The 12,013-nt window shown below is 55.3% G+C and carries 14 protein-coding genes and 1 tRNA gene; 7 read left to right on the top strand and 8 right to left on the bottom strand.

All coding sequences use genetic code 11. The features are described 5' to 3' along the window. Positions 1-9 precede the first annotated feature (9 nt). Entirely contained in the window at positions 10-1,155 is a 1,146-nt protein-coding gene (locus L2I46_RS03555) for a porin (protein ID WP_236947551.1), read from the top strand. A 117-nt stretch (positions 1,156-1,272) separates the two neighbouring features. Here L2I46_RS03555 and mnmH read toward each other — a convergent pair whose 3' ends face one another. From mnmH to ppiB, 6 genes are all read right to left on the bottom strand, one after another. Further along, positions 1,273-2,349: a tRNA 2-selenouridine(34) synthase MnmH gene (gene mnmH / locus L2I46_RS03550; RefSeq protein ID WP_102003766.1), complete on the bottom strand. Its 1,077-nt coding sequence runs from the start codon at positions 2,347-2,349 to the stop codon at positions 1,273-1,275. A gap of 111 nt (positions 2,350-2,460) precedes the next feature. Then, a complete protein-coding gene (purK, locus tag L2I46_RS03545) occupies positions 2,461-3,528 on the bottom strand; it encodes a 5-(carboxyamino)imidazole ribonucleotide synthase (RefSeq protein ID WP_023288669.1) in 1,068 nt (355 codons plus the stop codon). After that, positions 3,525-4,034: a 5-(carboxyamino)imidazole ribonucleotide mutase gene (gene purE, locus L2I46_RS03540; RefSeq protein WP_004151322.1), complete on the bottom strand. Its 510-nt coding sequence runs from the start codon at positions 4,032-4,034 to the stop codon at positions 3,525-3,527. Before purE ends, purK begins: the two co-directional genes overlap by 4 nt. A 96-nt stretch (positions 4,035-4,130) precedes the next feature. Further along, the gene (locus tag L2I46_RS03535; protein WP_236947550.1) at positions 4,131-4,469 is read right to left on the bottom strand and encodes a hypothetical protein; all 339 of its coding nucleotides are present in this window, start codon (positions 4,467-4,469) and stop codon (positions 4,131-4,133) included. A gap of 107 nt (positions 4,470-4,576) precedes the next feature. Further along, positions 4,577-5,299: a UDP-2,3-diacylglucosamine diphosphatase gene (gene lpxH / locus L2I46_RS03530; protein ID WP_087827747.1), complete on the bottom strand. Its 723-nt coding sequence runs from the start codon at positions 5,297-5,299 to the stop codon at positions 4,577-4,579. A gap of 3 nt (positions 5,300-5,302) precedes the next feature. Beyond that, complete coding sequence (gene ppiB / locus L2I46_RS03525) at positions 5,303-5,797, bottom strand: peptidylprolyl isomerase B (RefSeq protein ID WP_004151319.1); 495 nt, start codon at positions 5,795-5,797, stop codon at positions 5,303-5,305. 175 nt (positions 5,798-5,972) lie between these two features. Between ppiB and cysS the strand changes: the two genes are divergently transcribed. Next, entirely contained in the window at positions 5,973-7,358 is a 1,386-nt protein-coding gene (gene cysS / locus L2I46_RS03520) for a cysteine--tRNA ligase (RefSeq protein ID WP_004204706.1), read from the top strand. Positions 7,359-7,403: 45 nt separating this feature from the next. Here the strand turns inward: cysS and ybcJ are convergent, their stop codons facing one another. Together ybcJ and folD are read right to left on the bottom strand one after the other, a co-directional pair. Further along, a complete protein-coding gene (gene ybcJ, locus L2I46_RS03515) occupies positions 7,404-7,616 on the bottom strand; it encodes a ribosome-associated protein YbcJ (RefSeq protein ID WP_004143016.1) in 213 nt (70 codons plus the stop codon). A 1-nt stretch (position 7,617) separates the two neighbouring features. Next, positions 7,618-8,484, bottom strand: a complete 867-nt coding sequence (folD, locus tag L2I46_RS03510; protein WP_004143017.1) for a bifunctional methylenetetrahydrofolate dehydrogenase/methenyltetrahydrofolate cyclohydrolase FolD — start codon at positions 8,482-8,484, stop codon at positions 7,618-7,620. Between the two features lie 339 nt (positions 8,485-8,823). On the opposite strand from folD, the gene L2I46_RS03505 reads away from it, so the two are divergent. The 5 genes from L2I46_RS03505 (at position 8,824) to L2I46_RS03485 (ending at position 12,008) form a co-directional block, all read left to right on the top strand. Then, positions 8,824-8,900, top strand: a tRNA-Arg gene (locus L2I46_RS03505). A gap of 165 nt (positions 8,901-9,065) precedes the next feature. Then, a complete protein-coding gene (locus tag L2I46_RS03500) occupies positions 9,066-10,280 on the top strand; it encodes a tyrosine-type recombinase/integrase (protein ID WP_004202336.1) in 1,215 nt (404 codons plus the stop codon). Between the two features lie 143 nt (positions 10,281-10,423). Then, complete coding sequence (locus L2I46_RS03495) at positions 10,424-11,149, top strand: hypothetical protein (RefSeq protein ID WP_096833630.1); 726 nt, start codon at positions 10,424-10,426, stop codon at positions 11,147-11,149. Positions 11,150-11,376: 227 nt separating this feature from the next. After that, positions 11,377-11,574: a helix-turn-helix transcriptional regulator gene (locus L2I46_RS03490; protein WP_022064554.1), complete on the top strand. Its 198-nt coding sequence runs from the start codon at positions 11,377-11,379 to the stop codon at positions 11,572-11,574. After that, on the top strand, positions 11,574-12,008 hold the full coding sequence (locus L2I46_RS03485; protein WP_004202341.1) for a hypothetical protein: 435 nt from the start codon (positions 11,574-11,576) through the stop codon (positions 12,006-12,008). Before L2I46_RS03490 ends, L2I46_RS03485 begins: the two co-directional genes overlap by 1 nt. Positions 12,009-12,013 lie beyond the last annotated feature (5 nt).

The raw sequence follows: 12,013 nt of genomic DNA, 5'->3' as shown, positions 1-12,013 counted from the left end.
GGAAAAACTATGGCACACACAATAAAAACGCTGGCGATCTCGATCGGCGCAGCATTAGCGTTAACGTCATTGGCTGCCCACGCGGAGATCACCCTGCTAAAACAGGATCCGCAGGCGGGGGATCCGTTAAGCCGGCTTAACTTTACCGTCGGCGGAAGTATCCGCCCGCAGTTCAATATGATGACCGGCGACGGGGATAAAGGCTCCTATAAGCGCAACGGTTTCGACGGCGGCACCCGCTTTCGTTTCGCCGCGGACTACTATCTGTTCGATGATATTAGCTGGATCAGCTACTACGAGCTGGGGGTGAATATTCCGGCGCTGTTCGACTGGGATAATCACTACGCGGAAGGGGCAAACAATACCACCCGCCGCATGCTGTATACCGGCCTGAAAAGCGATACCTGGGGGACGTTAACCTACGGTCAGCAAAACAGTATTTACTATGATGTGGTCGGGGTGAAAACCGATATCTGGGACTACGATATGATTGCCCAGGCGCCGGGCAACGGTATTAACGGCGATTACGATGGTTCTTATCGTTCCCGTAATATGCTGAAATATAAGAAAACCGTTGGCGATGTCGATCTTTACGGCTCCTATCTGTTCGAAGACAGCGAATACCTGCCGGGTAATGGTCTGCGCTATAAACGTAAAGGCGGCGGTTCTGTTGGCGCGGACTACCACATCATGAAGGATCTGACCTGGGGGACCGCGTGGAACTACACCCGCGCCGAAATGCGCAACCCGTCAAGTTCCGACAGCAAAACCTATGACCAGAACATCGTCGGTACCGCGCTGAGCTGGACCCCGGATAACTGGACTTTCTCCTTCGGCGGCGGCTGGTATCAGAACTTCCTCACTACCAAAAAAACCGATGTCCATAATTACTTCGCCGGCGACGCCTGGGGGATTGAATATTTTGCGGGCTATAAATTCCCGATCAATCAATATGCCGTTAAATCTATTCAGCCGTACTTTATGGGCGACCGTCTGGAATATGTGAACGGCCGTAACTACCAGCGTATTGATAACGGTCTGGGGATCAGCTTCCAGCTGGATTATGGTTTCCGCGTTGACTACGAGCACGTGTTTACCTCCAGCACCGACAACCTGGGCGATATGAACCTGGTGCGTCTGCGCTACGACTTCTAAGCGCTAACCATTCCCCGGTGACGCTGCGCTTACCGGGGCTACAGGTTCACCGCCGTCTGCGGACCCGTAGCCCGGCTAAGGCGTTTACGCCGCAAGCCGGGACAAGAGAGGGTGTGATTACTCCGCCAGCCAGGCGGCAACTTCCTGCCAGCTGCCGCGGAAAATAATTTTCTCCGCTTTTTTGCCGAGCTGGTAGCGGTACATCGGATCGTAATACTCATTCAGCAGGGGAACCAGCCAGCTGAAGTGCGCTTCGGTGTCGGCGGTTCGCTGCTGTTCAAGCAGCGCTTCATCAAGCCTGGCAGTGAGCTGAGCAAAACGCTGCAGTCCCAGGCGACGACGGATGGCGAACAGGCCGTGATGCAGATACTCGCCATATGCCTGCCAGCCTTTCTCTTCGCCATAGGCGGCGATAAAGTCGCGATACATGCGATCGAAATACTCCTCGCGCAGCCGTTCGAGGCGAACGTCAAACGGATCTTCCACCACCGCCAGCGGCGATTGCGCCATGCGGATGCGCAGGCACTCCGGCAGATGGTTGGCGCCGATCATGTGGCCTTCATCTTCCAGCACCCAGCGCGTCTGCTGTTCGGCTTTTTTGAGCAGGCTAACCGCCAGATGGTTTTCAAAGGTGGCCTGCGGATGCTGCGGCTGTAGCGTGCGGCCAAACGAAGAGCCGCGGTGGTGGGCATGGCCTTCCAGATCGATACCGTCCGGGCGCGAGCAGACCAGCTGGGTTTTGCCGTTGCCGGTGCAGCCGCCAATCAGCACGATCGGTCGCTGTACCAGCGCGTCGGTGGCCTGGATCGCCGCCTGGCGCAGCGCTTTATAGCCGCCGACGATCAGGGGGTAATCCACACCAGCTTCTTTCAGCCACTGCTGGACGATATGCGAGCGCTGGCCGCCGCGAGCGCAGCACAGGAAACCGTGCGGGTAACGGGCGCACGCTTCCAGCCAGGCCTGGATCCGGCTGGCGCGCATGTCGCCCTGGACCAGCTTATGGCCGAGCGCCAGCGCCGCTTCCGGCCCCTGGCGCTTGTAGCAGGTGCCGACCGCGGCGCGTTCTTCATCATTCATCAGCGGCAGGTTGATCGCCGCCGGCATCGCGCTTTGGCTAAACTCCACCGGGGCGCGCACGTCAATCAGTGGCGTATCGCTGGCGAGAATGGCGCGATAATCCGTCCCATTGGTCATGGGGTATCCTCTGAAGTCAAAACAGAAATGGGCTTTACAGCAAGGGGGGGATTGTACGCGCCTCAAGGTGTGCCGGGGAAGGGGATAGATCAAATCCCCGGCACGAAGGGCTTAGCTGAGCTGCGCCTGCGCCCAGACGATACCGCTGGCGTATTCCGCTGGCAGCAGCGGCTTCAACGCTTCCAGCGTCGCGCTCAGACGGTCTGTATCGCTGTCGGTCAGGTTCAGGTGGCCGACTTTACGACCCTGGCGCACTTCTTTATCGTACCAGTGCAGGTGGACCAGCGGCAGCTTCAGCCAGTCGTAATTGAGATCGGTGCCGATCAGGTTGATCATCACCGACGGGCTGTTAACCACCGGCGGCGGCAGAGGAAGGTCGGTCATCGCTCGCAGATGCAGCTCAAACTGGCTGATGGAGGCGCCATTTTGCGTCCAGTGGCCGCTGTTGTGTACGCGCGGCGCCAGCTCGTTGATCAGCAGCCCCTCGGCGGTGACGAAGCACTCCATCGCCATCACGCCGACGTAGTTCAGCTCGTTCATGATCGCCGTCAGCATGCTTTCCGCTTGCTCCTGCTGGCGGGCATTGGCCTGCGGGAAGGCGACGCTGGCGCGCAGAATACCGTCCTGATGCAGGTTGCGGGTCAGCGGGTAGAAGACGGTGCTGCCGTCCTGGGCGCGGGCGCCTACCAGCGACACTTCGCCGGAGAAGTTAATCCCCTGCTCGACGATGCACTCGCCGTAGTTATCGTCCGGTAGCTGATCGATCTCGTTTTCCCGCAGACGCCACTGGCCGCGGCCGTCGTAGCCGCCGACGCGACGCTTAACGATCGCCAGTTCGCCAAGGCGGGCAAACACCGCCGGCCACTCGCTTTTATCCGCCAGCAGCTGCCACGGGGCAGTGGCGAGGCCCAGCTTATCGAACAGCTGCTTTTGCGTCAGGCGATCGGCGATAATCGGGAAGACGTCGCGGTTGACGAACGCCGGGTGGCGGGCCAGCTCGCGGGTGAGAGCGGTTTCCGGCCAGCGTTCAATTTCTGCGGTGATGACGCTCTGCTGGAACGGCACCGCTTCCGGATCGGCTTCCAGCCCCACCGGCCAGACGGCGATACCCAGCGGCTCGCCGGCCTGGCGCAGCATACGGCCTAACTGGCCGTTACCGAGCACGCATACCTGTTTCATGCCGCACCCCGCGGGTCCGGGTTATCCAGCACTTCATCGGTTTGCGCCTGACGCCAGGCGCTCAGGCGCTGGTGGAGTTCAGCATCATGCTGGGCGAGGATCTGCGCGGCGAGCAGACCGGCGTTTGCAGCCCCGGCTTTGCCGATGGCCAGGGTACCGACCGGAATACCGCGCGGCATCTGCACAATGGAGTAGAGGCTGTCGACACCGCTTAAGGCCGCGCTCTGAACCGGTACGCCGAGCACCGGCACCAGGGTTTTCGCCGCAATCATGCCCGGCAGATGCGCCGCGCCGCCTGCCCCTGCAATAATCACCTGATAACCGTGGCTTTCGGCGCTTTCAGCGAAGCTGAACAGCTTATCGGGCGTGCGATGGGCGGAGACCACTTCGACATGGTACGGAACGTTCAGGGCATCAAGGATTTCTGCGGTAAACTGCATGGTAGCCCAGTCGCTTTTGGACCCCATCACGATGGCGATACGCGCCGAATTATTGCGGGAAGACATGCGTCTTAAAACTCCTGTGGGTGTGTTTCACACTGCTTTAGAGGCCACAGAGAATAGCATGAACTGCCGGCAAGGAAAACGGTTGCGTGCGCATGGTTAGCCGTCTTTTGTCTCGCTTATCGAGGACGGCGATCGCGGCTTATCGACACTTCTCTCATTCATGATACAGGTGATAAGCAGCACGAGCCCCCAGGGGAGCATCAGGGTGCCCATGATCAGTAAAAAGTTCTGTACTGACCGGCTCTCGTGAGGGCGGGTGCAGAGCAAATAAATGGCATAGAAATAGATGGCCCACGCCAGCAGGGCGCACCAGACAAACGTCAGCGTGTTGCCGAGAGCGACGCCGATTAAGGCGATATAGCTTATCCCTAACGGATTGAGGAGCGCGAGGATCATTCCCCAGATCAGCGGCGGGCTCCACTTTTTCCTGTTCATGCTCGTTCCTTGAGAGTGATGTCGAGGAAGACTAGCATGCGGAATGCCGGGAGGCGCATACCTCCGCCCAGGCAAAAGGCGGTTTCGGAATTATGCTCGCGCAGGAATTAGAACGGAAAGTGGATCAGTTCGACGTCGTCCGGCGTCACCTTGACCATCGATCCTTCGCTGTGCCAGGCGCCGAGCACCACGCGCCATGCGGGCTGGCCGTTGGCCTGCAGGTCATGGACCGCCGGGCGATGGGTATGGCCGTGGATCAGCCACTGCACGTGATGCCGCTCCATCGCGTCAACCACCGCCTGCGGATTCACATCCATAATTTCCATTGATTTGCTGCTGTTGGCGGCTTTGCTGTCGGCGCGCATGCGGGCGGCGATACGGCGGCGGATAAACAGCGGCAGGGCCAGGAACAGGCGCTGGATCCACGGGGTGTGGACTTTCGCGCGAAACGCCAGATAGCCCGGGTCATCGGTGCACAGCGTGTCGCCATGCATAATCAAGACTTCACGGCCATAGAGGTCCAGTCGCTCTTCTTCGGCGAGCAGGATCATCCCGCTCTGGCGGGCGAAGCGCTGGCCGACGAGAAAATCGCGGTTGCCGTGAATGAAGTAGCAGGGCACGCCGGCGTCGACGACGGCTTTGATTGCCGTAGCGATTTGCTGATGCAACGGGTTCGGATCGTCATCGCCGATCCATGCCTCGAACAGATCGCCAAGGATATACAGGGCGTCCGCCTGACGGGCTTCCCCCTGTAAAAAACGCAGAAAACCGGCGGTGATCGCCGGTTCTTCTGTTTGCAGGTGCAAATCTGCAATAAAAAGTGTCGCCACGAATTACTCGCTGACGGTGACGCTTTTGATGATCACATCGTCTTTCGGCACATCCTGGTGCATGCCGCTGCGGCCGGTGGCAACCGCTTTGATTTTATCAACCACGTCCATGCCTTCAACCACTTCCGCGAAGACGCAGTAGCCCCAGCCCTGCAGGCTTTCGCCGGAGAAGTTCAGGAAGTCGTTGTCAACCACGTTGATGAAGAACTGCGCGGTTGCAGAGTGCGGCGCCTGAGTACGGGCCATCGCCAGCGTGCCGCGGGTGTTTTTCAGACCGTTGTTCGCTTCGTTCTGAATCGGAGATTTGGTCGCTTTTTGTTTCATGCCAGGTTCAAAACCGCCGCCCTGAATCATGAAGCCGTTGATAACACGGTGGAAAATGGTGTTGTCGTAGAAACCTTCGCGGCAGTAGTCCAGGAAGTTTTTAACTGTTTCCGGCGCTTTGTCGTCAAACGTTTTGATTACGATATCGCCATGATTGGTGTGGAAAGTAACCATTTTTGCATCCTGTTCCGATGAGTGTGGTGCCAGCACCCGGTGTCGGGTGAGATATAGGGGGGTGTTATAGCATAACCGCGGGGGTCGATGCACCTTGCAATGTGTGCTGCGTCCTGTGTGAATTATGGGTATTATAGAGGCTTCATTACCCACACACGTCTACACGGAATCTTCGATGTTAAAAATTTTTAATACACTGACGCGCCAGAAAGAGGAATTTAAACCTATCCATGCCGGGGAAGTCGGCATGTACGTGTGTGGTATTACCGTTTACGATCTCTGTCACATCGGCCATGGGCGTACCTTCGTCTCCTTTGACGTTGTGGCGCGTTATCTGCGTTTTCTCGGCTATAAGCTGAAGTACGTGCGCAATATCACCGATATCGATGACAAAATCATTAAGCGCGCTAATGAAAACGGCGAAAGCTTTGTCGCGCTGGTCGATCGGATGATCGCCGAAATGCACAAGGATTTTGACGCCCTGAATATTTTGCGTCCCGACAGCGAGCCGCGCGCGACGCATCATATTGCGGAAATCATCGAGATTACCGAGCAGCTGATCGCCAAAGGCCATGCCTATGTGGCGGATAACGGCGACGTGATGTTCGATGTGCCGACGGACCCGAACTACGGTTTGCTGTCGCGTCAGGATCTCGATCAGCTGCAGGCGGGGGCGCGCGTCGACGTGGTTGACGTCAAGCGTAACCCGATGGACTTCGTTCTGTGGAAGATGTCGAAAGAGGGCGAGCCAAGCTGGCCGTCGCCGTGGGGCGCGGGCCGTCCGGGCTGGCATATCGAGTGCTCGGCGATGAACTGCAAACAGCTGGGCAACCATTTTGACATCCACGGCGGCGGTTCCGATCTGATGTTCCCGCATCACGAAAACGAAATCGCTCAGTCCACCTGCGCCCATGACGGCGAGTACGTTAACTACTGGATGCACTCCGGCATGGTGATGGTCGACCGCGAGAAGATGTCGAAATCGCTGGGCAACTTCTTTACCGTCCGCGACGTGCTGAAGTATTACGATGCGGAGACGATTCGCTACTTCCTGATGTCCGGCCACTATCGCAGCCAGCTGAACTACAGCGAAGAGAACCTCAAGCAGGCGCGCTCGGCGCTGGAGCGTCTGTACACCGCGCTGCGCGGGACCGACAAATCCGTCGACGCGGCGGGCGGCGAAGCCTTCGAAGCACGCTTTATCGAGGCGATGGACGATGACTTCAACACCCCGGAAGCCTACTCGGTGCTGTTCGATATGGCGCGCGAAGTAAACCGCCTGAAAACCGAGGACGCGGCCGCGGCGAACGCCATGGCGGCCCACCTGCGTAAGCTTGCGTCGGTGCTGGGGCTGCTGGAGCAGGAGCCGGACGCCTTCCTGCAGAGCGGCGCGCAGGCTGACGACGCGGAAGTGGCGGAAATTGAATCGCTTATCCAGCAGCGTCTGGACGCGCGTAAAGCGAAAGACTGGGCGGCGGCGGATGCGGCGCGCGATCGTCTTAACGAGATGGGGATCGTGCTGGAAGATGGCCCGCAGGGCACCACCTGGCGCCGGAAGTAAGTCATAAAAAAACGCCCGCTTAAGCGGGCGTTTTCCTTTTCGCGGTTAGGCCGTGACGGTTACGCTCTGGCCTTCAAAGCTCACCGTCTGACCGGCGACGATTTTGCAGCGTTTGCGGGTTTCCACCGCGCCGTCGACTTTTACCAGCCCGTCGGCGATGGCGATCTTCGCCTGGGCGCCGCTTTCGCTCCAGCCTTCCAGCTTCAGCAGATCGCACAGCTCAACGTGCGGGTGTTTTCCTAAGGAAAATGTCGCCATCTCAGGCCTCCTCAACGTCGTGGTACTCTTCGCACGCCTGCAGCGTGTTCTGAATCAGGGTGGCGACGGTCATCGGGCCAACGCCGCCGGGCACCGGGGTGATGTAGGATGCGCGTTCAGCGGCATCTTCATACACCACGTCGCCGACCACTTTGCCGCTTTCCAGACGGTTAATGCCGACATCGACCACAATCGCCCCTTCTTTGATCCATTCGCCAGGAATAAAGCCCGGTTTACCCACCGCGACGATCAGCAGGTCGGCGTTTTCGACATGATGGCGCAGGTTTTTGGTAAAGCGGTGGGTGACGGTGGTGGTGCAGCCGGCCAGCAGCAGCTCCATGCTCATCGGGCGGCCGACGATATTGGACGCGCCAATGACCACCGCATTCAGGCCGTAGGTGTCGATATTGTAGCGCTCCAGCAGCGTCACGATACCGCGCGGGGTGCACGGACGCAGGCGCGGCGCCCGCTGGCACAGGCGGCCAACGTTGTAAGGATGGAAGCCGTCGACGTCTTTATCCGGCGCGATGCGCTCGAGAACTTTGACGTTATCGATCCCTGCCGGCAGGGGCAGCTGAACCAGAATACCGTCGATGGTCTTATCGGCATTCAGGGTGTCGATAAGCTCCAGCAGCTCGGCTTCGCTGGTGGTTTCCGGGAGATCGTAAGAGCGGGAGACGAAGCCCACTTCTTCACATGCTTTGCGCTTGCTGCCGACATAAATCTGCGAGGCCGGGTTGCTGCCGACCAGCACGACGGCCAGCCCAGGGGCGCGTTTTCCGGCCGCAACGCGAGCCTTCACTTTTTCCGCAACCTCAGAGCGTACCTGCTGCGCAATCGTTTTACCGTCAATAATTTTTGCTGCCATCAGAGAGAGGATTCCATCTGTATCTTTACGAAAGGGGGATGAGGATATTTTGTCAGAAGCCGGCCTCGCTGTCAGTCCTCGTTTGCTGTTTTATCCTGTCTGGGGAAAATTTAGCCGGTTTTGACCCTTTTCATTGCATGGTTATTGGTGTATTGCGCCTGGCCACTCAGTCGATTTACTGGCGTAAGAGCCCCGGTGGTATGCTTCTTGTACAGTTGGCGGAGGATATTTCGCCAGCGTCGTATAAGCCCCGCAGTTTCCTGGCAAAATGGATTGACTCAACCGACGTGGACCGTATAATTCCAGGCGTTTCACTCCGCGAAGCACTCGCTTCTCAGGGCGCCCTTAGCTCAGCTGGATAGAGCAACGGCCTTCTAAGCCGTAGGTCACAGGTTCGAATCCTGTAGGGCGTGCCATACTCACTTCTCTTAACATCTCCTGAAGTCTACTCAACCCAGCATACAAGCGGTATTCTCCAATATTTCATTATCTCAACGTCTACTATGGTCTATTGAAATCCACATTCATGTGGGGGTACATTTGGGGGTAGATTCCTGTTCAATGAAATGAGATACCCCCAAGTGAAGCTTACAGCCCGCCAGGTCGATACATCTAAAGCGAAGGACAAACCCTATAAACTGTCTGATGGCGGTGGTCTTTACCTCTTGGTGAACCCCAACGGCGCTCGATACTGGCGGCTGAAGTACCGGGTCACCGGTAAAGAAAAATCGTTGGCTTTAGGTGTATACCCTGACGTCTCGCTGGCCGATGCACGTCAAAAACGAGCAGAGGCTAAAAAAGTACTGGCTGCTGGTGGTGACCCGGGGCAGGAAAAGCAGGAAAAAAAACATGCTAGGGCGATGGCCGTATCAAACAGCTTTGAGAGACTGGCGCTGGAATGGCATGAACATAAATCGATGAACTGGTCAGCAGGCTATGCCAGCGACATCCTGGAGTATCTGAGAAAAGATATTTTTCCTTATATTGGCTCTCGGTCGATCACTGATATTAAGCCCGTTGATATGTTGGCTGTTCTTCGCAAGATGGAACAACGTGGAGTACTTGATAAGCTCAAAAAGACACGTCAAGCCTGCCGGCAGATCTTCACCTATGCTGTCATCACCGGCAGAGCAGAACATAATCCCGTGGTCGATCTCGCCAGTACTCTAAAAGCACCAAAGCAAAAACACTTCCCTCATTTATCGGTTGAACAAATACCTGACTTTCTGCGAGCTTTGAACGACTATAGCGGCAGCGTGGTGACTCGAAATGCTACCCGCCTGCTTATGCTTACTGGGCTCAGGACAATTGAGCTCCGTGCTTCTGAATGGGTTGATATCGACTTCGATAAGGGGATCTGGAATATCCCTGCAGAGCGAATGAAGATGCGGCGGCCACATCTCGTTCCTATCTCAACTCAGGTTCGCGAACTGCTTGAAGAAATCCACCAGCTTACCTGGCGAGGGAAGTATATTTTCCCGGGACGGAATGATGCCGGTAAGCCAATGAGTGAGGCCAGCATCAACCAGGTGATTAAACGAATCGGCTATGACGGTAAAGCGACTGGTCACGGCTTCCGGCACACTATGAGCACCATACTCCATGAACAGGGCTATAACACCGCCTGGATTGAAACGCAGTTGGCCCACGTCGATAAGAACTCAATCCGCGGCACATACAACCACGCTCAGTATCTGGACGGCCGGCGGGAAATGCTCCAGTGGTATGCCGACTATATGCAGGCGCTGGAGAATGGTGAAAATGTGGTGCATGGCTCGTTCGGGAAACGTGCCTGACTGGATGCATAGACAGTATATAAAGACGATAGTAGACTTGTGTAGACGAACAAACAATAGGCTATGTCTAGGCTGATCCCCGAAAATCTGCACACCTCTGCGGATTGGCATAGCCGCCAAAATCAGAGGGCGCGAGGTGGCGTATGCCTATTGTCGAAAATCTTCCTGACTTATCCCACTGGAAAACAGTTCAAGAGTTCAGTATCTCCCAAGCTGCTTTATTACTGGCTGGAATTGATCCATTTGATTTTGATGAAGGAAAAGAACTTGATCAAGTAAGGGCTTGCAACCATGAACGTTGGAAACAAGCATGGGGAATGTGTTCGGGGATTTTAACGGCTATTAGGCGTGGGATATTAACACCGATACTCTGCTATTCAGAGCAAATAGTAGAAAACTGGAATGGGCCTGATTATATTGAATATACACCGGTTAAACCAACTGACAGAAATTGCGAAATTTCAAAGAGTAAAACTATTATAACAAGAGACTCATTGTATGCATGGATTGAGAATGAGAATGTCGATTTTGTGCGTAAGCCAGCGCCAAACAAAGTAATTTCTATGAATTACGAGATAATTTCTCCTCAACATGTCATAGATGTTGCTCCAGAGCCAGCCAGTGGCGACATTCTATTGCTTCCTAAGTATGAGCATCAGAGTGAAGGTTTGGAGTTTGTCCAAGATGCCATAAAGGAACTTTGGTCAACATATGATGTAGATGATCCACAGACGGCACCAACTAAAAAAGAAGTAATTGACTACTTAACTGAAAGGGGGGCTGGTAAAAATATGGCGGAGGCGGTGAACCTTGTTCTGCGTCCTGTCTGTCTGCAGGGTATAGGTAGGCGGGCAAAAAAATCAAAATAATCAATATCATATCGTGTGCTCACCATTTGTGGCTAATGGTGGGTACTCTACCTGATTATCCTTGCTATTGGTCATTTTAAGCATGTGTTACATAGCTATCATTAGTGCCCACTGATACTTTAGTTTCTTCTCAAATAGAGGGCATCCCACAAAATGGTGCCTATCTATATTATGCTGATTTTTAATGTAACTATCTCGTAAACCGCAATAGACGTTACGAGGTAAATATGCCCAAATCATTAATCCGATTCTCTGAGGTTCAGAAACGCACTGGCTACAGTAAGGCGTGGTTGTATCGTCTTATGAGCGAACAGCGTTTTCCCGCCGCAATTAAAATTGGCTCGCGCTCGATCGCATTCATTGAAAGCGAAATTGACGAGTGGATTAATCAGCGCATTGCCGAATCGCGTGGTGAGGTAGTGTAATGAAAAAGAAAAACCGCCCCGAAAAGCAGGCGGCTAACTCAGATATTCGCACCTCTGATATTACGCCGACCACCAGCCCTGTACAAGTACCTAAGCGTACCCCAAAAAAGCATCGTGCCCGCGTTTATATGTTGCGTACCGGCTTTGAGGGATGGACAGAAAACGATATTCTGCGTTACTGCCGCCTTTCGTCTGGCAGGAACTACGCTAGTGAAATTGAGCGTCGACTTAATATTCAGTTAGAACGTATCGACGAAAAGAACCCTGACGGCATCGGCTCACACCTCCGTTACCGCTTTACCGGGCGCGGTGACGTTCTAAAAGTTATTCAACTGGTAAACAGTAATGCTGCCGCTGGTGGTTACTATGGCCTTTCTAAGCAGGATATCGCCGACATTCTGAATCTCTACCCGGACAACCTTACCGCCGCATAAAGGAG

This window comes from Klebsiella sp. 2019SCSN059, assembly GCF_021739525.1.
In the GTDB taxonomy this organism is placed as follows: Bacteria; Pseudomonadota; Gammaproteobacteria; order Enterobacterales; family Enterobacteriaceae; genus Klebsiella; species Klebsiella quasipneumoniae.
The sequence above is the reverse complement of the archived record's forward strand: the minus strand, read 5'-3'. Positions and strand labels throughout refer to the sequence as shown.

Bases quoted from the DNA above. Each gene is read 5' to 3' on its own strand.
- L2I46_RS03555 (WP_236947551.1), top strand. From the start codon at position 10: ATGGCACACACAATAAAAACGCTGGCGATCTCGATCGGCGCAGCATTA.
- mnmH (WP_102003766.1), bottom strand. From the start codon at position 2,349: ATGACCAATGGGACGGATTATCGCGCCATTCTCGCCAGCGATACGCCA.
- purK (WP_023288669.1), bottom strand. From the start codon at position 3,528: ATGAAACAGGTATGCGTGCTCGGTAACGGCCAGTTAGGCCGTATGCTG.
- purE (WP_004151322.1), bottom strand. From the start codon at position 4,034: ATGTCTTCCCGCAATAATTCGGCGCGTATCGCCATCGTGATGGGGTCC.
- L2I46_RS03535 (WP_236947550.1), bottom strand. From the start codon at position 4,469: ATGAACAGGAAAAAGTGGAGCCCGCCGCTGATCTGGGGAATGATCCTC.
- ppiB (WP_004151319.1), bottom strand. From the start codon at position 5,797: ATGGTTACTTTCCACACCAATCATGGCGATATCGTAATCAAAACGTTT.
- cysS (WP_004204706.1), top strand. From the start codon at position 5,973: ATGTTAAAAATTTTTAATACACTGACGCGCCAGAAAGAGGAATTTAAA.
- ybcJ (WP_004143016.1), bottom strand. From the start codon at position 7,616: ATGGCGACATTTTCCTTAGGAAAACACCCGCACGTTGAGCTGTGCGAT.
- folD (WP_004143017.1), bottom strand. From the start codon at position 8,484: ATGGCAGCAAAAATTATTGACGGTAAAACGATTGCGCAGCAGGTACGC.
- L2I46_RS03495 (WP_096833630.1), top strand. From the start codon at position 10,424: ATGCCTATTGTCGAAAATCTTCCTGACTTATCCCACTGGAAAACAGTT.
- L2I46_RS03490 (WP_022064554.1), top strand. From the start codon at position 11,377: ATGCCCAAATCATTAATCCGATTCTCTGAGGTTCAGAAACGCACTGGC.
- L2I46_RS03485 (WP_004202341.1), top strand. From the start codon at position 11,574: ATGAAAAAGAAAAACCGCCCCGAAAAGCAGGCGGCTAACTCAGATATT.